Annotated in this window: 18 protein-coding genes; 9 read left to right on the top strand and 9 right to left on the bottom strand. The window is 61.9% G+C overall.

The genetic code is table 11. From position 1 onward, the window contains the following. Positions 1-41 precede the first annotated feature (41 nt). The 7 genes from rnc to VXM67_RS07340 all read left to right on the top strand — a co-directional run bounded on the left by rnc (position 42) and on the right by VXM67_RS07340 (position 6,852). Positions 42-731, top strand: coding sequence for a ribonuclease III (gene rnc, locus VXM67_RS07310; protein WP_023378974.1), 690 nt, complete (start codon positions 42-44; stop codon positions 729-731). Then, complete coding sequence (gene era, locus VXM67_RS07315; protein ID WP_023378976.1) at positions 724-1,626, top strand: GTPase Era; 903 nt, start codon at positions 724-726, stop codon at positions 1,624-1,626. Before rnc ends, era begins: the two co-directional genes overlap by 8 nt. Positions 1,627-1,750: 124 nt before the next feature. Continuing rightward, a complete protein-coding gene (recO, locus tag VXM67_RS07320; protein ID WP_023378978.1) occupies positions 1,751-2,434 on the top strand; it encodes a DNA repair protein RecO in 684 nt (227 codons plus the stop codon). Positions 2,435-2,477: 43 nt separating this feature from the next. Beyond that, on the top strand, positions 2,478-3,218 hold the full coding sequence (pdxJ, locus tag VXM67_RS07325) for a pyridoxine 5'-phosphate synthase (protein ID WP_023378980.1): 741 nt from the start codon (positions 2,478-2,480) through the stop codon (positions 3,216-3,218). A gap of 260 nt (positions 3,219-3,478) precedes the next feature. Continuing rightward, positions 3,479-4,633 (top strand): alpha-xenorhabdolysin family binary toxin subunit A, encoded by a 1,155-nt coding sequence (locus VXM67_RS07330; RefSeq protein WP_023378981.1) that lies wholly within the window; start codon positions 3,479-3,481, stop codon positions 4,631-4,633. A 12-nt stretch (positions 4,634-4,645) separates the two neighbouring features. Then, a complete protein-coding gene (locus VXM67_RS07335) occupies positions 4,646-5,641 on the top strand; it encodes an alpha-xenorhabdolysin family binary toxin subunit B (RefSeq protein WP_023378982.1) in 996 nt (331 codons plus the stop codon). Between the two features lie 101 nt (positions 5,642-5,742). Continuing rightward, positions 5,743-6,852, top strand: coding sequence for an alpha-xenorhabdolysin family binary toxin subunit A (locus tag VXM67_RS07340; protein ID WP_049818847.1), 1,110 nt, complete (start codon positions 5,743-5,745; stop codon positions 6,850-6,852). Positions 6,853-6,887: 35 nt separating this feature from the next. Here the strand turns inward: VXM67_RS07340 and cmoB are convergent, their stop codons facing one another. The 7 genes from cmoB to VXM67_RS07375 all read right to left on the bottom strand — a co-directional run bounded on the left by cmoB (position 6,888) and on the right by VXM67_RS07375 (position 17,870). After that, the gene (gene cmoB, locus VXM67_RS07345) at positions 6,888-7,844 is read right to left on the bottom strand and encodes a tRNA 5-methoxyuridine(34)/uridine 5-oxyacetic acid(34) synthase CmoB (RefSeq protein ID WP_023378984.1); all 957 of its coding nucleotides are present in this window, start codon (positions 7,842-7,844) and stop codon (positions 6,888-6,890) included. Further along, complete coding sequence (gene cmoA, locus VXM67_RS07350; RefSeq protein WP_023378985.1) at positions 7,841-8,584, bottom strand: carboxy-S-adenosyl-L-methionine synthase CmoA; 744 nt, start codon at positions 8,582-8,584, stop codon at positions 7,841-7,843. Before cmoA ends, cmoB begins: the two co-directional genes overlap by 4 nt. A gap of 88 nt (positions 8,585-8,672) precedes the next feature. Further along, positions 8,673-9,065: a protease inhibitor I42 family protein gene (locus VXM67_RS07355; RefSeq protein WP_023378986.1), complete on the bottom strand. Its 393-nt coding sequence runs from the start codon at positions 9,063-9,065 to the stop codon at positions 8,673-8,675. A gap of 109 nt (positions 9,066-9,174) precedes the next feature. After that, on the bottom strand, positions 9,175-11,595 hold the full coding sequence (lon, locus tag VXM67_RS07360) for an endopeptidase La (protein ID WP_027908117.1): 2,421 nt from the start codon (positions 11,593-11,595) through the stop codon (positions 9,175-9,177). A 202-nt stretch (positions 11,596-11,797) separates the two neighbouring features. After that, on the bottom strand, positions 11,798-14,209 hold the full coding sequence (locus VXM67_RS07365; protein WP_023378988.1) for a glucose/quinate/shikimate family membrane-bound PQQ-dependent dehydrogenase: 2,412 nt from the start codon (positions 14,207-14,209) through the stop codon (positions 11,798-11,800). Between the two features lie 43 nt (positions 14,210-14,252). Next, positions 14,253-15,587, bottom strand: coding sequence for a carbohydrate porin (locus VXM67_RS07370; RefSeq protein WP_027908118.1), 1,335 nt, complete (start codon positions 15,585-15,587; stop codon positions 14,253-14,255). Between the two features lie 240 nt (positions 15,588-15,827). After that, positions 15,828-17,870, bottom strand: a complete 2,043-nt coding sequence (locus VXM67_RS07375; protein WP_367237576.1) for a TonB-dependent receptor — start codon at positions 17,868-17,870, stop codon at positions 15,828-15,830. A 155-nt stretch (positions 17,871-18,025) separates the two neighbouring features. Between VXM67_RS07375 and VXM67_RS07380 the strand changes: the two genes are divergently transcribed. Both VXM67_RS07380 and VXM67_RS07385 read left to right on the top strand, forming a co-directional pair. Continuing rightward, positions 18,026-18,247 (top strand): VF530 family DNA-binding protein, encoded by a 222-nt coding sequence (locus VXM67_RS07380; RefSeq protein WP_023378991.1) that lies wholly within the window; start codon positions 18,026-18,028, stop codon positions 18,245-18,247. 1 nt (position 18,248) lies between these two features. Next, entirely contained in the window at positions 18,249-18,890 is a 642-nt protein-coding gene (locus VXM67_RS07385; protein ID WP_186598794.1) for a Pr6Pr family membrane protein, read from the top strand. 69 nt (positions 18,891-18,959) lie between these two features. On the opposite strand, the gene VXM67_RS07390 is transcribed toward VXM67_RS07385, so the two are convergent. Both VXM67_RS07390 and VXM67_RS07395 read right to left on the bottom strand, forming a co-directional pair. Then, positions 18,960-19,718, bottom strand: a complete 759-nt coding sequence (locus VXM67_RS07390) for a siderophore-interacting protein (protein ID WP_023378993.1) — start codon at positions 19,716-19,718, stop codon at positions 18,960-18,962. Beyond that, positions 19,715-20,257 carry a PadR family transcriptional regulator gene (locus VXM67_RS07395; RefSeq protein ID WP_023378994.1) on the bottom strand — a complete coding sequence of 181 codons (543 nt, stop codon included), beginning with the start codon at positions 20,255-20,257 and terminating at the stop codon, positions 19,715-19,717. Before VXM67_RS07395 ends, VXM67_RS07390 begins: the two co-directional genes overlap by 4 nt. Between the last annotated feature and the right edge of the window lie 96 nt (positions 20,258-20,353).

Raw genomic sequence — 20,353 nt, forward strand, 5'->3', positions numbered from 1 at the left:
GTTGATTTGAACAACGCGTTTAACAACGAGCGGGTGGCTGCATGAGTGCTTCCCTTACCCGTCTGGAGCGAAAGCTCGGATACACCTTCAAGAACCAGGAGCAGATGCTGCTGGCCCTGACCCATCGCAGCTATGCCGGGCGCAACAACGAGCGCCTGGAGTTCCTCGGCGACGCCATTCTCAACTTCGTGGTGGGCGAGGCGCTGTTCGAGCGCTTCCCCCAGGCCCGCGAAGGCCAGCTGTCGCGCCTGCGAGCCCGCCTGGTCAAGGGTGAGACCCTGGCCCGCCTGGCCCGAGGCTTCGACCTGGGTGAATACCTGCGCCTGGGGTCGGGTGAGCTCAAAAGTGGCGGTTTCCGCCGTGAGTCGATCCTGGCCGATGCCCTGGAAGCGCTGATTGGCGCGATCTACCTGGATGCGGACATGCAGACCGCCCGTGAGCGCATTCTCGACTGGCTCACCGACGAGTTCGATGGCTTGACCCTGGTCGATACCAACAAGGACCCCAAGACCCGCCTGCAGGAATTCCTGCAGTCGCGTGCCTGCGAGCTGCCGCGTTACGAAGTGGTGGACATCCAGGGCGAACCGCACTGCCGCACGTTCTTCGTCGAATGCGAAGTGGTGCTGCTGAATAACAAGAGCCGCGGCCAGGGCGTGAGTCGGCGTATCGCCGAACAGGTCGCCGCCGCCTCTGCATTGATCGCCCTGGGCGTGGAGAATGGCAATGACTGATAACAACCCGACCCGTTGCGGCTATGTCGCCATCGTTGGCCGCCCAAACGTGGGCAAGTCGACCCTGCTCAACCACATCCTCGGCCAGAAGCTGGCGATCACCTCGCGCAAGCCGCAGACCACCCGCCACAACATGCTCGGTATCAAGACCGAGGGTGACGTACAGGCGATCTACGTCGACACGCCTGGCATGCACAAGGCCAACGACAAGGCCTTGAACCGCTACATGAACCGCAACGCGTCGGCAGCCCTGAAAGACGTCGATGTGGTCATTTTCGTGGTTGACCGTACCCGTTGGACCGACGAGGACCAGCTGGTGCTCGAGCGCGTGCAGTACGTCACCGGCCCGGTCATCCTGGCGGTCAACAAAACCGACCGGATGGACGAGAAGGCCGAACTGATTCCGCACCTGCAATGGCTGCAGCAGCAGCTGCCGAATGCCGAGATCGTGCCCATCTCCGCTCAGCAGGGGCACAACCTGGAGTCGCTGGAAGCACTGATCGCCAAGCATCTTCCAGAAAACGAACACTTCTTCCCGGAAGACCAGATCACCGACCGCAGCAGCCGCTTCCTGGCCGCCGAACTGGTCCGCGAGAAGATCATGCGCCAGCTGGGCGCGGAGCTTCCGTACCAGATCACCGTCGAGATCGAAGAGTTCAAGCAGCAAGGGCATGTGCTGCACATTCACGCGCTGATCCTGGTCGAGCGTGATGGGCAGAAGAAGATCATCATTGGTGACAAGGGCGAGCGCATCAAACGCATCGGTTCCGATGCCCGCAAGGACATGGAAGTGCTGTTCGATGCCAAGGTGATGCTCAACCTCTGGGTCAAGGTCAAGGGCGGATGGTCGGACGACGAGCGTGCTCTGCGCTCGTTGGGTTACGGCGACCTGTAATCCCTTCAGGCGGCCAGCACCTCTCTGTGGGAGCGGGTTCACCCGCGAAAGCGTCAGTGAATCCACTGCAGCGTTCGCGGGCGAACCCGTTCCCACAGGCACATCTGGCCTTTAGAGAGTTCTGATGGAACAACCTGCCGCCCAGCCGGCCTACGTGCTGCACAGCCGCGCTTACAAGGAAACCAGCGCACTGGTCGACTTCTTCACGCCGCAAGGGCGTGTACGTGCCGTGCTGCGCCGTGCACGCGGCAAGGGTGGCAGCCTGGTGCGCCCATTCGTGCCGTTGGAAGTGGAATTGCGCGGACGCGGCGAGCTGAAGAACGTTGGGCGCCTTGATACAGTCGGGATTGCCGCCTGGTTGCATGGCGATGCGCTGTTCAGTGGCCTGTATCTGAACGAGCTACTGATGCGCCTTTTGCCTGCCGAAGCCCCTCAGCCCGAGTTGTTCGAGCATTACGCCTTGACCTTGCAGGCACTGGCGGCCGGGCGTCCGCTCGAGCCCTTGCTGCGTTCGTTCGAATGGCGGCTGCTCGAAGACCTCGGTTATGCCTTCGCACTGGACCACGATGTCAACGACCAACCCATCGTTGCGCAAGGTTTCTACCGCCTCCAGGTCGAGGCTGGCCTGGAACGGGTTTATCTGGTGCAGCCTGGGTTGTTCAACGGCAACGAGCTGCTGGCCCTGGCTCAAGCCGACTGGGACGCACCGGGTGCGCTGCTGGCGGCCAAGCGCCTGATGCGCCAAGCGCTGGCGGTGCACCTGGGGTCAAAGCCATTGGTTAGCCGGGAACTGTTTCGCAAGCGCTGAGCACGTCGTATGCTGTGGGGCTACATCTTCAGGAGAGCCTTTCGTGACTCACAGCAACCGCATGCTTCTCGGCGTCAATATCGACCATGTGGCGACCCTGCGCCAGGCCCGGGGCACGCGCTATCCCGACCCGGTCAAGGCCGCGCTGGACGCCGAAGAGGCGGGCGCCGACGGCATCACCGTTCATCTGCGCGAAGACCGCCGGCATATCCAGGAGCGTGATGTCGTGCTGCTCAAGGATGTGCTGCAGACCCGCATGAACTTCGAGATGGGCGTCACGGAAGAGATGATGGCCTTCGCCGAGAAGATTCGCCCGGCGCATATCTGCCTGGTACCGGAAACCCGTCAGGAGCTGACCACCGAAGGTGGCCTGGATGTGGCCGGCCAAGAGGCGCGGATCAAGGCAGCAGTCGAGCGCCTGTCGCGCACCGGTGCCGAAGTGTCGCTGTTCATCGATGCCGACGAGCGGCAGATCGAAGCCTCGCGTCGCGTTGGTGCACCGGCCATCGAGTTGCACACCGGTCGTTATGCCGATGCCGAAACACCGACCGAAGTGGCAGACGAGCTCAAGCGCATCGTCGATGGCGTCGCCTTCGGCGTTGGCCAAGGGCTGATCGTCAACGCTGGCCATGGCTTGCATTACCACAACGTCGAGGCGGTGGCGGCAATCAAAGGCATCAACGAACTCAATATCGGCCACGCCTTGGTCGCGCATGCATTGTTCGTCGGCTTCAAGGCCGCTGTAGCAGAGATGAAGGCGCTGATCGTGGCGGCTTCGCGCTGATTCTTCCTTCTCATCGCCGGTAGTCCGAACCTCTAGAGACAGGTTGACCGGCGATGGCACCCCGCGATTGAAACGGGTCCGGCCCTTCGGGCCAGCGGCCCACCGCTGCCTTCCTTCATGCAGCGGCATGATCACCGTCCCCCTCGTTAGCCACCAGCCCCTGTCGGATCAGGAAAGCCTGCCCGCTGCTGTGGTGCATGACGATTGCCGTACTTTGCCCTGACCGAGCCAATGTAGGGCTCGTATACAGGGGCGAAATCATGAATGAACAATGGGCTGACTATGAGCTGCTTCAACAGAAAGCTGCTAAATACCCGCAAGCTGTAGTGAACGGCTTGGCCTCGCTCGATGGTGAGGGCCAAGGCGGCCTGACGCTCAGTCGCGAACACATCCTCACGCTCAATCGCTATGCCAATTTTGTCTTCGCGTTGCCCTCCAGCCGCGACAACCTGGAGCGTTGGTTGGGCTACAAGCAAATCGAAGAGCCCGAACTTACGCCCGAGTCCATGGACGAGCTGTTCGAGAGCCTGCGCACTCATGCCCGTACATGGGCGCCGCTGTCGGACAGGAGCAAGAAACTGGCAGCCGGGCTTTCTTCCACCGCTGCTTCGATCAACGCGGCCGGTGAAGGCATCCTCGAAGAATCCCGGCGTGCGGTGGGCGAGGTCAAGCACTGGGAGAAGCTCCTGCTAAGCACTCCGGTGAAACTGGACGGCCCAGGCAGGCAGTCAGTTTCGCTACTCGTCGTTTACATGGGCATTCTCAAGGAGGATGTGCAGTGGTATGCGCAGCAGGTGGAAAGCGTAAGGCTCGAAACCGAGAGCTTCCGGGACATCGCGCGTTTCGAGCTGATTCCCGCGGTTAAGCAAAAAGGCCATGCAGTCGAGCGAAAGCAGGGTGACAACCAGGTAGAGAACCTGCGCGAGCAGCTGAAGGTGCTCGACCAGGACATCACTGCACTCAGCACTGAGTACGATCAATACGTGAAGCTGGCGTTGGGTGGCCTGGCCGTTGGCCCCATCGGAGCGGCAATCACCGGGGGAATATACGGCAGCAAAGCGGAGAAAGTGCGCAAAGAGCGCAAGAAGCAGCAGGAGGAGCGCCGTAAAGTCAGCGATCAGTTGCGTCTGCGGGTGAATCTTGAGGGCCGCATGGAAGAGTTGGCGACGTTTGTCGGCGAACTCGACACCCGACTGCAAGACGTGGTCACCGCTGCTTCCCACCTGCAAACGGCGTGGGACACCGTAGGTTCCTATATCGATGCGTCGATCGAAAAGCTCGAAAGCATTTCCGACAACAAGCAGTTGATCAGGTTTTCTTTGTATTTCCGCCAGTTCCTCGCGCAATGGAAACATATCCAGGAAAAATCCCTGCAATTAACCCAAATCTTCGACGATGCAGCCTCGGCCCAATAAGGTGAAACGACCATGAACGACAACGTCCACGTCCTGCCCATGACTGCCGATGCGCCCGAGCTCGGCAAAGTGCTCGCGGCAACACGAAGCTACACCGAGGTGTGGCAGAAGGGTCAATTGAAGTTTTCGACACCGCTCCAGGAAAACCTGGAGCGACACATGAGGCTGTTCACCCATTGCATCGATCAAACGGTGCGTAAGGCCCAAAGGCTGACTGCCGAGCTGGATAACGAAGCGTTGAGCGATATGCTCGCCAGCCTCGGTAGTGGTCACGACAGTGACGTTCTCGCCATAGCCGCAGAAGAGCGGGATACGGTGAAATCGCGACTGGCTGATCAAATATCCCATTTGGGCAGAGAGATCCAGGCGCTCGCTACGTTGCCTTTGCTGGTCGGTACAGCCGATCAGGAGCGATTGAACAAGCAGCAGCAAAACCTGGTCAGGACCCACGCCCAGTTGGTGGAAGAGCATGATCGGGAGCAGCAGAACAAGGAGACGGTCGAGAAGGCCATTGCCACCTTGGAAGCCAATGGACTGCAGACGCGATTCGGTGGTGTGGTCCCTTCACTCGACGATCTCGGCAAACTGGCCGTTCCGGGTGGTGAAACGGTCGTCACCGTCGAGGCTGTCTCCAAAGCCGTCGAACAGCTTCAAACCCTGCTGGGCGATGTCGTCGAAGGTATGCGCTACACCCAACTGCAGCAGGAGCGCCGCAACATCGGTGAGCGCGTGCGCAAGCTAGCCGTTCAGGTCAGAGAACTCGTACAGCGCCAGGCAACGGTGACGCAGAGGCTTGCTGCACTGGAAATGCTGCCGATGCTGCAGGAGCAACGCACGGATTGGGCATCTGGCATGACGGTCGTCAGGCAGGCTCTGGGCAATTTCCACACCCATTTGGAGCGCGCTCCGATCGGTGACGGCGAGCAATTGCGAGTACTCAATGGGCTCTTCAAGCAATTGCTGACCTACCAGCGCCAGCTGTTGGAGCAACACCGTCGCGCGCTTTGAGGGCGCCCATCATGTCGCGCTCTGCGGAGCGCGATTTCTTTGCTATCGACGTCAATTGAAGACTCATGAATCCACGTACGTTGCCTTTCGAAGAGCAGCAGATGAAAGCGATCGTCCTGCCGGGTGAACTGATCCAGGCCATGGATAATCGAGATGGGCAGGGTTCTGCGGGTTTGATCCTTACGGCCGAATCGCGGTCGACGATCAGAAACTACAGCGAACGCATGCGCGTATTGCCGTCCACGCTGGCGCAGACCATCGCGTGGCTGGGGTACGACAGAATCACCGAGCCAGAATTGGCTCCCGAACGGATGTTGGGCCTGTTCAAACACTTGGCGTTGCATGCCCGTACATGGTCGATCCTCGACACGCAGTGCCTGGCTGTCACCACCGCCCTTGCAGAGCATGCCAGGCAGGTCGAAGCGCTCGGTGCCCAGGTGCTGGACCTTGCTGCACGCACACGGGCAATGGGCATCGATCGCGCATCCTGGGCCACGTTGCTTTCAGCGCCGGAAATGGACCTTGGCCCTCGGGACCTGCAATTGCTCCGGTCAATGGCTGACCAGTTGATGTGGCTGCACGGGCAAATCGACGATTTTGATCAACAAGTCGATGGGGTTCGCCTGGGACTCGAGAATTTTCGCGACCAGGCGCGCTTCACACTCAGGCCAGCGGTGTTCGAAAAGTGCCGTGCGGCCAAACGATTCTCGCTGGCGCCGGACGCTGAAGACCTCGAGTGGGAGTTGAGTCGCTTGGACGGTGAGATTCTAGACGTCCGTCATGATTACAGATCCTTCTCCAAGCAGTCGACATTGGGCTGGCTAGGTGGACCGTTCGGAGCCATTATCAGCAACTCGATCTATGGTGCAAAGGCCAGAAAGGCCCGCGCCCAGCTGCATGAGCTGGAGCTGCGGCACCGTCAGCTCAGCCAACGGCTGGCGGAGATCCAGCGGGTGAGCGGTCGCGTCAATGAGCTCAATGCATGCATGGGCGAATTGGAGATCGACTTATGGGACGTGGTGCTGGCGTCGGGGCATCTGCACACGACCTGGCAGACCATCGAGGCCTACCTGGAAAGTTCCGTGGTCCGGCTCGGCAGGATGAACACCCGTCAGGAACTGGTGGTGTTCATCCTGCACTTCCGCCAGTTCCTGGCACAGTGGAGCGGAATCGGCAGGCATGCGGGGCAGATGAGGAATATCTTCGCGTAGGCCAAAAAAACCGCGACGACCACGGGGGTTGCGTTTTACTTGCGGGCCACCAAGGTTGCCCGACGCGGGGCTGGCAGGCCTTCGATGGTCAGGCTGTGGTCGTGGGGATCGAGAAAATCGCTCAGCGACTGATAACGCATCCACTCGGTGCTGCGCTGCTCTTCGATGGTGGTCACGCTGACATCGACACAGCGTACGTCACTGAAGCCCGCCCGGCGCAGCCAGCGCGCGAGCGCAGGCACCGAGGGCAGGAACCAGACATTGCGCATTTGCGCGTAGCGGTCCTCAGGCACCAGCACCTGTTGTTCATCGCCTTCCACGACCAACGTTTCCAGCACCAGCTCGCCCCCTTTGACCAGGCAATCCTTGAGAGCCAGCAAGTGCTCGATCGGCGAGCGGCGGTGGTAGAACACGCCCATGGAGAACACCGTATCGAAGCCTTCCAGGTTGGCTGGCAGGTCTTCGAGGGCGAAGGGTAGGTGCCAGGCCGGCAGTGCTGGAAGGAATCGCTGCACCGCCTGGAATTGGCAGAAGAACAGCCAGTTGGGGTCGACGCCGATCACCATGTCGGCGCCAGCGCCGAGCATGCGCCACTGGTAGTAACCATTGCCACAACCCACGTCGAGCACGCGCTTGCCCTTGAGGTCCAGGTGCGGGCTGACACGCGACCATTTCCAGTCCGAGCGCCATTCGGTATCCACATGAACGCCGAACAGGTTGAACGGCCCCTTGCGCCAGGGCGACAAGCCCATCAGCGCCTGGCGCACCTGGGCGCGGGTCGCGTCGTCGCAGGCGCAGTCCAGACGCAGGCCGTCGACCAGGTCGATTTCGCTAGGCTGCAGGACGGGCAAGGCATCGAGGGCGCCGCGCCAGCGGTCGAGGTCGCCGTGGCCTTTTTCCAGCTTGGCATCCAGCTGTGCTTGCAGGCCCTGGGACCAGGTAGCGAGGGGCGTACCCGCCAAGCGGCGGACCAGAGGGGAAAGATCGATCATGGCAGGGCTATCAGTGAGGCGAAGTTGAGGCATTGGAACCAAGGCACGACCTTGGAGAAACCAGCGGCGTGCAGACGTTCCTGGTGGGCCTGGAGGGTATCGGGCTTCATCACGTTTTCGATGGCACTGCGTTTCTGGGCGATCTCCAGTTCGCTGTAGCCATTGGCACGTTTGAAGTCCAGGTGCAGCTCATTGAGCAGGGTTTGCTCCTCGTCATCGGCGAACCGCAGTTTCTCCGACAGGATCAGCGCGCCGCCCGGCAGCAGGGCCTGGCGGATACGGCCGAGCAACACCAAGCGTTGGTCAGGGGCGATGAACTGCAGGGTGAAATTCATCGCCACCACCGAGGCCGGCTCGAAGGGCAGGGCCAGGATATCGGCTTCCAGCACCTGTACCGGCAGCAGTTCCTGGAACATCGAGTCCTGAGCGGTAAGGTATTGGCGGCAGCGCTCGACCATGGCCGCCGAGTTGTCCACGGCGATGACTCGGCAGCCATCGCTGCGCACGTGACGGCGCAGGGACTGGGTCACAGCGCCCAGCGATGCGCCCAGATCGTACAGCGCGGTATTGGGCTGGGCGAAGCGCGCGGCCAGCACGCCGAGGTTCTCGACGATGGTCGGGTAGCCGGGCACCGAACGCTTGATCATGTCCGGGAATACCCGCACCACGTCTTCGTTGAAGACGAAGTCGGGCACCTGCTCCAGAGGCTGGGCGAATAGGCGGTCGGGTTCTTTGCTCACGGTGGATCCAGGCGCTGGCGATAGACAGGGCCGGCATTCTAGCCAAACCGCGGCGAGGATGCATGGTTGGCTGACCAGCGCTGTGCGATCACTTTACCCGAATGGCGCAATCGAAGGTCTGGACAGGCCTTACTTCGGGAGCCCAGGGTTGTTGGTAGACCAGGACCAGGTGGCCTTCGCCAGCTGACTTGGCCTGGAAGCGCCAGGTCGACAGGCCGGAACTGCCGACGATGCCAGCGTCCTCAGGGTCGCTGTAAACCTCGGGGCCGAGGCTGCGCAGGATGTCCGACGCTGGGTTCTGCACCAGCCAGCGGTAGCCGGTGGTGGGGTTGCTGGGCAGGGTGAGGGTGAGGGATTGACCGACCTGAAGGCGCTTGGGGCATTCGCTTTCAGCGTCCAGTTCGACGGTTTGTCTGGGCTGCTGGGCGCAGGCGGTGAGCAGGGCAAGGCTCAGGGGAACGAGTAGACGAGGGACGGTCATGGTGGCTCCGGAGGCTGGCGTTGGCCTGAGGATAACCGATGATCGCGCGGTTTTGTGCCACCTGTGCCGGCCTCTTCGCGGGCTTGACCCGCGAAGGGCGCACTATCGGTCAGAACAACACTTTGGCGACATCGGCGAAGCGTTTGGCGAAATGCACGGTCAGCCCTTCACGCAGGTAGTCCGGCAGCTCCTCGAAGTCTCCACGGTTGGGCTCCGGCAGAATCAGCTCGAAGATCTTCTGCCGCCGCGCCGCGATCACCTTCTCGCGCACCCCGCCGATAGGCAGGACCTGGCCAGTGAGGGTCAACTCGCCAGTCATGGCCACGCCTTTCTTCGGTGCCTGGTCGCGAGCCAGCGACAACAAGGCGCTGGCCATGGTGATACCCGCACTTGGACCGTCCTTGGGCGTGGCCCCTTCCGGCACGTGCAGGTGGATGAACGCTTCGTTGAAGAACGCTGGATCACCACCAAACTGCTTGAGGTTCGAGCTGACGTAGCTGTAGGCAATTTCGGCGGACTCTTTCATCACATCGCCCAGCTTGCCGGTCAGCTTGAAGCCGCGGTTCAGGGTGTGGATGCGGGTGGCCTCGATCGGCAAGGTCGCACCGCCCATGCTGGTCCAGGCAAGCCCGGTTATCACGCCCTTGCCGGCCAAAACCTGTTCGCTGCGAAACACCGGCATGCCCAGGGCAGGCTCAAGGTCTTTGTTGCCGATCTTCAGCTTGGCGTCAGGGTCATCCAGCAACTTGACCACCGACTTGCGCACCAACTTGCCCAGTTGCTTCTCCAACTGCCGTACACCGGCCTCACGGGCGTAGCCTTCGATCACGGTGCGCAGGGCGCTGTCGCTGATGCTCAGGCTGGCCTTGGCGACGCCGGCTTTTTCCAGTTGCTTGGGCCACAAGTGGCGCTTGGCGATGGCCAGTTTTTCCTCGGTGATGTAGCCAGACAGGCGGATCACTTCCATCCGGTCGAGCAGCGGGCCGGGGATCGAGTCCAGCGTGTTGGCGGTGCACACGAACAGCACCTTGGACAAGTCCAGGCGCAGGTCCAGGTAGTGATCGAGGAAGTCGACATTCTGCTCCGGGTCGAGGGTCTCAAGCAGTGCCGAGGCCGGGTCACCCTGGTAGCTTTGACCCATCTTGTCGATTTCGTCGAGCATGATCACCGGGTTCATCACCTCGACCTCTTTCAACGCCTGCACCAGTTTGCCTGGCTGGGCGCCGATGTAGGTGCGGCGGTGACCCTTGATCTCGGCCTCATCGCGCATGCCGCCGACGCTGAAGCGGTAGAACGGCCGCCCCAAGGATTCGGCGATGGACTTGCCGATGCTGGTCTTGCCCACGCCAGGCGGGCCTACCAGCAGCACGATGGAGCCGCTGATCTCGCCTTTCCAGGCACCGACGGCGAGGAATTCGAGGATGCGTTCCTTGATGTCATCGAGGCCGGCATGGTGCTGGTCCAAGACCTTGCGGGCGTGCTTGAGGTCGAGCTTGTCCTTGCCGTACAGGCCCCAGGGCAGGGCGGTGGCCCATTCCAGGTAATTGCGGGTGACGGCGTACTCGGGCGAGCCGGTCTCCAGAATCGCCAGCTTGCCCATTTCTTCGTCGATGCGTTTTTTCGCCTGCTCCGGCAGGGTCTTGCCTTCCAGGCGCTGTTCGAACTGCTCCAGGTCGGCGCTGCGATCGTCCTTGGTCAGGCCCAGCTCCTGCTGGATGACCTTGAGTTGCTCCTTGAGGAAGAACTCACGCTGGTGCTCGCCGATCTGCCGGTTGACCTCGGCGGAGATCTCGTTTTGCAGGCGTGCGACCTCGACTTCCTTGCGCAGCATGGGCAGGACTTTTTCCATGCGTTTGAGCATGGGCACGCAGTCCAGCACTTCTTGCAGCTGATTGCCGGTGGCGGAGGTGAGCGCTGCGGCGAAATCGGTCAGCGGCGACGGGTCGTTGGGGCTGAAGCGGTTGAGGTAGTTCTTCAGCTCCTCGCTGTACAGCGGATTGAGCGGTAGCAGTTCCTTGATCGCATTGATCAGGGCCATGCCGTAGGCCTTCACCTCATCGGTAGGCTCGGTCGGTTGGCGCGGATAATCGACCTCGACCAGATACGGTGGGCGGTGGTGCTTGAGCCAGGTGCGAATGCGCACCCGGGTCAGGCCCTGGGCGACGAACTGCAGCTTGCCGTTCTCGCGGCTGGCGTGGTGCACCTTGACCAGCGTGCCGTACTGCGGCAGGGCGGAGGTATCGAAGTGGCGATGGTCTTCGGGTGGCGTGTCCATGAAGAACAGTGCCAGGGAGTGGTGCGGTGTCTTGGCCACCAGGTCGAGCGTTTCTGCCCAAGGCTCTTCATTGACGATGACCGGCAGGACTTGGGCCGGGAAGAACGGGCGGTTGTGAATCGGGATCACATAGACCTTGTCCGGTAACTGCTGGCCGGGCAAGGCGAGGGCGTGGCCAGTGTTGGCCTGGGACTGAAGGTGTTCGACTTCGCTGTGTTCGTCGGGTTGTTCCGGGAAATCCTGCTGGTCGCTCATGGGGCACCTGCGTAAATGACTATGGTGCTTAGATGGGGCGGGGGGGAATGGGTTTCAATGGTGTAGGAGCGCCCTTGTGTCGCGCAAGGCTCGTTTAGCAGCCCCAGTTCCCCGGCCGGTAGCGTGACCTCGGGGTTGCTGGGCAGCCCTTTCGCGACACAAGGCCGCTCCCACAGGCGTGGACCTGGGGGAGCGGTGGTGCTTACTCCGAGAGTTTGTAAGCGATGATGTAATCGCCCATCTTGGTGCCCAGCGAGCCATGGCCGCCAGCCGTGACCAGCACATACTGCTTGCCGTCCTTGCCGGTGTAGGTCATGGGGGTGGCCTGGCCACCTGCTGGCAGGCGGGACTTCCACAGTTCCTTGCCGTTGTGGGTGTCGTAGGCGCGCAGGTACTGGTCCAGCGTGCCGCTGAGGAAGCCGACGCCGCCAGCGGTGACGATCGACCCGCCCATGCTCGGCACACCTACCGGCAGGCCGATCGGAATTGGCGTGCTGTCACGGGTGGTGCCGTTCTTGTGCTTCCACACGACCTTGTTGGTGAACAGGTCGATGGCGGCTACATAACCCCAGGCAGGCGCCTGGCACGGAACGCCCAGTGGCGACATGAACGGGTGCATGATCACGGCATACGGAGCGCCGGTGTTCGGCTGCACGCCGCTGGTCTCGCTTTCGCGCTTGCTACCAGCGGCAACTTGCTCGCGTGGCACCATCTTCGAGACGAAGGCCATGTAGTTCGGCGAAGTGAACAGCAGCTGGCGCACCGGGTCGACGGAAACGCTGCCCCAGTTGAACACACCGACGTTACCCGGATAGACCAGCGAACCCTGCTCGGACGGTGGGGTGTACTGGCCCTCGTAGCGCAGCTCACGGAACTGGATACGGCACAGCATCTGGTCGAACGGGGTGGCGCCCCACATGGCCTGTTCGGTCAGCTCGGGGCCGAGGAGGTTGAGGTCCGAACGCGCCTGGGTCGGTGCCGTGTGGTCGCCCTTGACTGCGCCTTGCGGCACCGGGATCTCGCGGATCGGCACGATCGGGGTGCCGTCGCGGCGGTCCAGGACGTACAGGCTGCCCTGCTTGGTCGGCACGATAACCGCAGGCTTCACGCCTTCCTTGGTTTTAAGGTGAACCAGGGTCGGCTGGCTGCCCACGTCCATGTCCCACAGGTCGTGGTGGGTGAACTGGTAGTTCCAGCGAGCCTTGCCGGTGGCCAGGTCCAGGGCGACGATACCGGCGCTGTACTTCTCGGCGCCTGGGGTACGGTTGGCGCCCCATTGGTCAGGCGTCTGGTTGCCCAGCGGCAGGTAGATCATGCCCAGGTCTTCATCGACGCTGGCGATCGACCACATGTTGGCCGAGTTGCGGCTGTAGGTCTTGCCAGGAGCCAATGGCTTGGTGTCGTCCGGGTTGTTGCTGTCCCAGTTCCACACCAGGTGGCCGTCGTGCACGTCGTAGGCGCGAATCACACCGGAAGGCTCGTTGGTCGACTCGTTGTCGGTCACGTGGCCGCCGATGATCACCAGGTCACGGGTGATGGCTGCAGGCGACGTGGAGTAGTAGCCGCCAGCGGTGAACGGACCGATGCCGGTGGTCAGGTCGATCACGCCCTGGTTGGCGAAGCCTTCGCAGACTTTGCCGTTGTCGGCGTTGATGGCGATCAGACGCGCGTCGGCGGTCGGCAGGTAGAGGCGGCGTGGGCACGCCTGGGCAACAGCCTGGCCGGCATCCGAGATTTTCGGCGCAGGGCTGCCGTCGCGGCTGACGTAGCGGTTTTCGTCATAGTACGAAACGCCACGGCAGGTCATGTGGGCAAAGCCCTTGAAGGTGCCTACCGGGCTTTTCACCTGAGGGTCGAAACGCCAGATTTCCGCGCCAGTGTCCGGGTCCAAGGCCAGGACCTTGCTGTGAGCGGTGCAGGCATAGAGCATGCCATTGACCTTCAGCGGCGTGTTCTGGTTGGTCAGCTCAACAGGGTCATTTTCCGTCGGCAGGTCGCCGGTACGGATACGCCAGGCCTCCTCCAGGCGATAGACGTTCTGCGGGGTGATCTGGCGCAGGGGCGAGTAGCGGTCGCCATGCTCGGTGCGGCCATAGGCCTGCCATTCACCGTCAGGCATGTCCGGTGCGGCGCTGGCCATTTCGCTGCTCTCGCGGCCCAATTCGCCGAACACTTCGCCAGGGTGGGTAAACTGGCTGGCCAGGGCGCAGGCACCAGAGGCCACGACCGCGACGCTGAGCAGGGCGGTATTGGCTTTCGAAGCTGGGCCGGTCAAGGGGCGGCGGGCCCACGGCAGCAGCAGAAGCACGCCAATGGCGAACCAGATGGCCAGGCGTGGTACCAGTTGCCACCAGTCCAGGCCGACTTCCAGCAGGGCCCACACCGTGCTGCCGAGCAGCACCAGGCCGTATAGCCCCAGGGCGATGCGCCGTTTGGCCAGCAGCAGGATGCCGGACAAGGCGAAGCCGATACCGGCGATCAGGTAATAGAGCGATCCCCCCAGCTGGCTCAGCTTGATGCCGCCTGCCAGCAGGGCCAGGCCCATCAGCAATAGCAGCACGCCCAGAAGGCGCGGCAGCCAGCGGGTTCCGTTCTTGGCACCGTCAGTGCTCATCGTAGGTTCTCCGTTAGGTCAAAAAGTGATGCAAATGCGTCGATCAGAAACTGCTTTGGATCTTCAGGCCGCCAATCAGGGCGTCCTCGACCTGCGACACCCCGCCCGGATGGCGGATGTACTGCAGGTTCGGGCGCACCGTGAGCCAATCGGCCAGGTGGATGCCGTAGTAGAGTTCGGCGCTGTACTCGGTGTCCTGTACAGGCAGGAAATTCGGGTTGTCATAGTCATCGAGGCCGGCGGCCTGGTTGGCCAGGCGGGCGTTCTTGCGGTAGCCGGGATTGACGTGCACGCGGGCGAGGGCGAAACCGATGTCGTCCTTGGCGCGGGCGTCGAATGGGCCCTTGTAAACCAGTCCTGCCTGAACATAGTTGTCGATGGCATTGGTCTTCTTGTCGTGCATGGTGGCGTTGGCGAACAGGCTCAGGCCACGTGACTGGTCGGACGCCAGCGATGTCACCTGCTGTTGAGCGCCAAGCCAGAAGCCATGCTTGCTCGAACGGCTGCGGTAGGCGGCGCCGCTCAGGGCTGCCGGCTGGCCGTTGCTGTCCTTGAGAACGTCCTGAGCCTTGGCATTACTGTAGTAGTACCCGGCGCGATATTCCCCTTTAAAGCCATTGAGTCTTGGGGTCCACACCAGTTCCACCGGCATCACCGCACCTTGGGTGCCGCTTCCGCTGAGCTTGAAGCCGTTGCCGGATTCGAGGTTGGAAGGGTTCTGCTCGAACACCCCGACCTGCGCGTACAGCTCGCTGTTGAGGTTGTAGCGCACACGCAGCGCCCACTGGCTGACTGGCCAGTTGTACCAGATGCCGCCCACCCAGTTGCCCACCTGCGAGCCGCAGAACGCCAGGTTCTGGAAGTCGCACGGGAAGCTGTTGAAGTCTTCGCCTTCGCCGAAGCGGCCGAATTTCACATCCAGAGCACCGTCGAAGTATTTCTGCTTGATCCACAGTTGGGTCAGCCGCCAGGTTTCGCCTCGACCCCAGACTTCCTGGGCAGAAGTGAAGCCGCCGACCCGTGGGTCGTTGATACGGTCGTTGCTGATGTTGTCGCCGTGGCGTTCGGTGAGGGTCAGTTGCAACTCGGTGTCTTGCCAGCCGAGGATTTTTTCCAGGTTCATATGGCTGGCGAAGGTGAACTGGTCGCTGTAGCGTGCGGTGCGGTCGTGGTCGTAACCACCGTGCAGGTTGCTGCCCATCTCGCCGGTGTAGCCGAGGGTGAAGTCGTAGCCTTTTTCCAGCAGTTCGCTGCGGGTGCCCCCCCAGTCACCGAGCATCCAGGGAGAGTCGCTGGCGAACATGTCGTTGGCGCAGGCGTTGCTCGCGAGTGCAGTGAGGGCAAGGCCGATGTAACAGTTTTTGGGCAGTTGGAGCATGAGATAGCGCTATCTTTTGATTATTGAAAAAACGGCAAGCGCACCAAAGGGCGGGCCCTTCGATGAGGATGGAGACAGGGTTCGGCAGATGAAGCGATTCAGCTTGCGGTGTGGAGGATATAGAGGAAGTTGTAAGAAAAAAAGACAAATTGTCGCAGTTGATTGTTGTCGAGTTTGCAACAGTCCGGCCCTGCCGGAGCGGGCTTACCGGCGATAGGGGCGCAAAGCGCCCCCGCGACCTCAGAACGAAGTGCGTAATCCGACTTCCACGCTGCGCCCAGGGGCCGGTGCGATATCGCGCAGGATCGAACTGGCGTAGCGCACCGTCTGGTCCGTCAGGTTCTCGCCCCGGACGAATGCCAGCCACTGACTCTGCCCGATATCGAACCGGTAGCCGACGCTCGCGCCCAAGGTGGTGTAGCCATCGGTGCGGGTTTCATTGGCTGGCTTGCGATGTTGCGCTGCCGCATGTTGTACATCCACCCTTGCTTGCCAGCGGTCCAGTTCCCACACCAGGCCGCTGTTCAGTCGCAGTGGTGCGATGCGGGGCAGGGGTTCGCCACTGTCGAGGTTCTTGGCTCGGGTGTAGTCGCCGGACAATTCCAGGGCCAAATTGCCGTAGCGGTTCTCGGCCAGTTGCCAACGATCCTGGGCTTCGATGCCGTAGAACCGCGCTCGTACCCCTTGGTACTGGTACTCGGGCAAGCCTTCGTCGTGGTCATGGTCATGATCATCGTCGCCATGGTCGTGATCATGGCCTTCACGCAGATTGCCCGTGCCGATCAGGCCGATGTAGTTGCGGAAGTGGCTGTAGAACACCCCCACGCTGCCTTTGTGGGTGCCATTGTCGAAGCGCAAGGCCAGGTCGGCGGAAATGGCTTTTTCCTTGTTCAGATTGGCGTCGCCGACTTCGAAGGCGCCGGTGGCCACATGGGCGCCATTGGCGTACAGCTCGTAGAAGGTCGGAGCGCGTTCGGTGTAGCCAAGGTTCGCGGCCAGCGACCAGTAGGGGTCGAGCTGGTACACCGCACCCGACGATAGGCTCCAGGCATTGAACGTGCTGGCGCTGTCGGCGTTGGCGAAGTTGTCGTTGCCTTTGGCATCCGGCTCGACTCGTGTGTGCTCGAGGCGTGCGCCGAGGCTCAGGTTCAGACGCTCGCTGGCCTGCCATTGTTCGAGCAGGAACAGTGCCAGGCTGTCAGTATCGGTATGTGGGACGAAGGCTTCCTCGCCCAGTGCGGAGAATTCATTGCGGTTGACTTGCGCGCCGATCACGCCTTCGACCGGGCCGATAGGCTGGTGGCGGGCCTCGACCCGCGCTTCGTAGCCTTTGTTCTTGAAGGTGGTGTGCACCTCGCCTCCTTCAATCTCGCTGTGTTCGTAGTCGGTGTAGCCGGCATCGACCTTGATCGAGCTGAAGGGGCCTTCCAGATCACGGACTTCGGTTTCGAAACCGTAGTGATCCTGTTTCATGTCCAGGCGCACGCCGGACTCGGCCACCGAACCGTAATTGCTGTCGTAACGGCTGTAGGACATGCCGGTGTAACCGTGGTCCCAATGGTAGGCGCCTCCGAGGGCGCCGCCGTCCTGGCGCCCATCGCTGTTTTCCAGGCGGTGGCGGCTGCCGGGGTCGTCGCTGTCACGGACTTTGGAGCTACGTGCATAACCGGGTATGCGCAAGTCGTTGAACTGTCGGCTGCTGGCATCCAGATGCAAGGCGAAGGTCCCGTCGCCGGCCTCGAGCTTGCCGGCGCTGCTGCGAGTGGTATCGGCGCCGCCGTAGCGCAGTTCACCCGCGCCATGAATGCCTTCGATGGGGGTAGCGGGGATGCGGTTGTCGAAGGTGTTGACCACGCCGCCGATGGCATTGCCGCCGTACAGCAAGGCAGCGGGGCCGCGGACGATTTCGATGCGGTCGACGTTCACCGGATCCAGCGGTACGGCGTGGTCGTAGGACAGCGACGAGGCATCCAGGGCGCCTACGCCATTACGCAGGATGCGGATGCGGTCACCATCGAGGCCGCGAATGACTGGGCGGCTGGCACCAGGGCCGAACCAGGTGGAGGCGACCCCAGGTTGTTTGTTGAGCGTTTCACCGAGGCTGCCGTGCTGCTGTTGCAGCAGTTCGTCACCTTCAAGGATGGTGCTAGGGGCTGCCATCTGTGGGTTGCCCAGTGGGTTGGCGGTGATGACCTGGGGTTCGAGTTCAACGGCATGGCTGCTGGTTGAAACCAGCCAGAGCGTGGCGGCGAGGGGGGGTAGGCGTAAAGGTGAGCACAGCATGGGGATGTGACGGTCCTTGGCAGATAACGTTACTGTTATAATATAACGTTTCTATTTGATCATGCAGTGGCCTGTTCTGGCTAGCGTTATGTGCGGGCTGCTCTGGCCACTACACTCGTGTAAGGTGCGCATCTTTCCCACGCTGGAGCACTGGCATGAGCACGGCCCAACACAACGCGCTGCACGGCAAGACCTTGGAGCAGATCCTCACCGAGCTGGTGGCGCACTACCAATGGCAGGGGCTGGCCGAGCGCGTGGATGTGCGCTGTTTCAAAAGCAACCCGAGCATCAAGTCGAGCCTGACCTTCCTGCGCAAGACGCCCTGGGCGCGAGAAAAGGTCGAACAGTTGTACGTGAAATTGCAGCGCCAGGCCTGACATGCCGTGTCGTCCCTGGTTGACCTTGGCGGCGGTGCTGGGCTGGGTGGGCCTGTCGGTTCAGGTACATCTGGTACTGCTGGCGCGCTGGCAGGAGCAGGCCAGCCTGATCGGCGGCCTGGTCAATGTATTTGGCTATTTCACGGTGCTGACCAACACCTTGGTGGCGACGGTGCTCAGCTATGCAGCCTTTGGCCGTGATTCAGGTGCCAAGCGTTTCTTTCTGTCACCCTCGGTAAGTTCCGCGGTGGCGGCCAGTATCGTGCTGGTGGCGATCGCCTACAGCCTGCTACTGCGCCATCTGTGGCAGCCCGAGGGTTGGCAATGGTTGGCGGACGAGTTGCTGCACGACGTCATGCCGCTGCTGTTCGTCCTGTATTGGTGGTGCGAGGTGCCCAAGGGGCGCTTGCGGCTTCGGCATCTGGCGGCCTGGGCACTGTACCCGGCAGCCTACTTCGCCTATGCCTTGTGGCGGGGCAATGAAATCGGCGTCTACCCCTATCCATTCATCGACGTGGCCAGCTTGGGTTACAGGCAGGTCATGTTGAATGCGTTGGGAGTGTTGGCAGGATTCTGGGGCATTGGCCTGGTGCTGCTCGGCCTGGACCGATGGCGGGGGCGGCGAGTGCCTGCGTCGGTGTAGGGCCTCATCGCCAGCAAGCTGGCTCCGGCAGGTACCGCGTGGCACCCGCAGGAGCTGGCTCGATACTCATCACTCGTCGTCGGCAGTTCCATCGGCACGCCAGTAGGCGGCGGCCTTCAATGCACTTTCCTTGACGCCTTTTTCCAGCAACAACGCCTTGACCTGGCGGGTCAGCGATTTCTCCAATGCGACCCAGCTGTACAAGTCGCCCTCAGGCAAGCCCAGTGCTTCGATTCGGGCGAGCAGATCTTCATTTCGGTGCACCCAGATTATTTCCAGCTGGGCCTTGCTCTCCAGGGGCTGGCGCTCCTGATCGTCTTCGATCTGGACGACCGCCAGCACTTTGCGACCCGCTGGCAGTTCTTCCAATCGGCGGCCTATGGCGGGAATGGCAGTTTCATCGCCGATCAGCAGGTAGCTGTCGAAGATGTCTGGTACCACCATCGAGGCACGTGGGCCGGCGATGTCCAGTGTCTGTCCTGGGGCTGCCTGTGCGGCCCAGGTCGAGGCAGGACCATCGCCATGCAGGACGAAGTCGATGTCCAGTTCGTTGTTGACCAGGTCGATGCGTCGTGGCGTGTACTCGCGCATGGTAGGCCTGACGCCCCCGTCCCGCCCGAGATTGCGAGCGTCGATGGCCTGCTGCTGTTCGGCGGTTTCGGCGAACAGCAACTTGATATGGTCATCGCTGCCGAGGCTGGTGAAACCTTGCAACTCCTGGCCGCCGAGGGTGATTCGGCGCATGCGTGGGGTCAGGTCGGCCACCCGCAGCACGTGCAGGCGGCGCTGGCGAATCTGGTGGTTGACGCGGTGAATGGTGTCACTCATGGATGGTTCTCCGTAACGGGGTCGGCTGGCCCCGAGGCGATGGCCTTGGCCGTGTCGTTGAGCAGGTTGCGCACGCGTTCGATCTCTTCGGCAGTCCAGCGGCCACTGTGCATGTGCAGGGCATGACGCAGGTTGCCGACGGCTTCGTGAATCTCGGGTGGACGGTCATGCCCGCGCAGGGCGCGCTTGCTGACTTCGATGCGCATGCGCACGCCGTCCAGGGCAATGGCCTGCTCGCTCAGGGCGTTGCGGCCCGCTTCGGTGATGACGTACAGGCGTTTGCTGCCTTCGACCTGGCCGCTGATCAGCTCGGCTTCTTCAAGGAAGTTGAGGGTGGGGTAGATCACGCCTGGGCTAGGGGTGTAGTTGCCGTCGAACAGGCTTTCGATCTGGCGGATGAGGTCATACCCGTGGCCAGGCTGCTCGGCCAGCATCGACAGCATCAGCAGTTTGAGATCACCGGGCGCGAACACCCGAGGGCCGCGTTCGCCCCGGCCGGGGCGGCGCTCGAAAGGGTCATGGGCAGCAGGGTCGCGCATGGAAGGTGGCTCCGTCTGTTTAGATATATCGCAAGATATTACTCAAGATATATCTAAAGACAAGACGAAAAATGCGGATGATTATCATCTAAAGCT

Origin of the sequence: Pseudomonas sp. Rh2 (genome assembly GCF_040762985.1) — a bacterium.
Lineage (GTDB): Bacteria > Pseudomonadota > Gammaproteobacteria > Pseudomonadales > Pseudomonadaceae > Aquipseudomonas > Aquipseudomonas taiwanensis.

Excerpts from the sequence above, each read along its gene's own strand:
- VXM67_RS07375 (WP_367237576.1), bottom strand. The coding sequence starts at position 17,870 with ATGCTGTGCTCACCTTTACGCCTACCCCCCCTCGCCGCCACGCTCTGG.
- era (WP_023378976.1), top strand. The coding sequence starts at position 724 with ATGACTGATAACAACCCGACCCGTTGCGGCTATGTCGCCATCGTTGGC.
- VXM67_RS07380 (WP_023378991.1), top strand. The coding sequence starts at position 18,026 with ATGAGCACGGCCCAACACAACGCGCTGCACGGCAAGACCTTGGAGCAG.
- VXM67_RS07335 (WP_023378982.1), top strand. The coding sequence starts at position 4,646 with ATGAACGACAACGTCCACGTCCTGCCCATGACTGCCGATGCGCCCGAG.
- VXM67_RS07340 (WP_049818847.1), top strand. The coding sequence starts at position 5,743 with ATGAAAGCGATCGTCCTGCCGGGTGAACTGATCCAGGCCATGGATAAT.
- VXM67_RS07330 (WP_023378981.1), top strand. The coding sequence starts at position 3,479 with ATGAATGAACAATGGGCTGACTATGAGCTGCTTCAACAGAAAGCTGCT.
- VXM67_RS07355 (WP_023378986.1), bottom strand. The coding sequence starts at position 9,065 with ATGACCGTCCCTCGTCTACTCGTTCCCCTGAGCCTTGCCCTGCTCACC.
- VXM67_RS07390 (WP_023378993.1), bottom strand. The coding sequence starts at position 19,718 with ATGAGTGACACCATTCACCGCGTCAACCACCAGATTCGCCAGCGCCGC.
- VXM67_RS07385 (WP_186598794.1), top strand. The coding sequence starts at position 18,249 with ATGCCGTGTCGTCCCTGGTTGACCTTGGCGGCGGTGCTGGGCTGGGTG.
- VXM67_RS07370 (WP_027908118.1), bottom strand. The coding sequence starts at position 15,587 with ATGCTCCAACTGCCCAAAAACTGTTACATCGGCCTTGCCCTCACTGCA.
- cmoB (WP_023378984.1), bottom strand. The coding sequence starts at position 7,844 with ATGATCGATCTTTCCCCTCTGGTCCGCCGCTTGGCGGGTACGCCCCTC.
- VXM67_RS07395 (WP_023378994.1), bottom strand. The coding sequence starts at position 20,257 with ATGCGCGACCCTGCTGCCCATGACCCTTTCGAGCGCCGCCCCGGCCGG.
- VXM67_RS07365 (WP_023378988.1), bottom strand. The coding sequence starts at position 14,209 with ATGAGCACTGACGGTGCCAAGAACGGAACCCGCTGGCTGCCGCGCCTT.
- rnc (WP_023378974.1), top strand. The coding sequence starts at position 42 with ATGAGTGCTTCCCTTACCCGTCTGGAGCGAAAGCTCGGATACACCTTC.
- recO (WP_023378978.1), top strand. The coding sequence starts at position 1,751 with ATGGAACAACCTGCCGCCCAGCCGGCCTACGTGCTGCACAGCCGCGCT.
- lon (WP_027908117.1), bottom strand. The coding sequence starts at position 11,595 with ATGAGCGACCAGCAGGATTTCCCGGAACAACCCGACGAACACAGCGAA.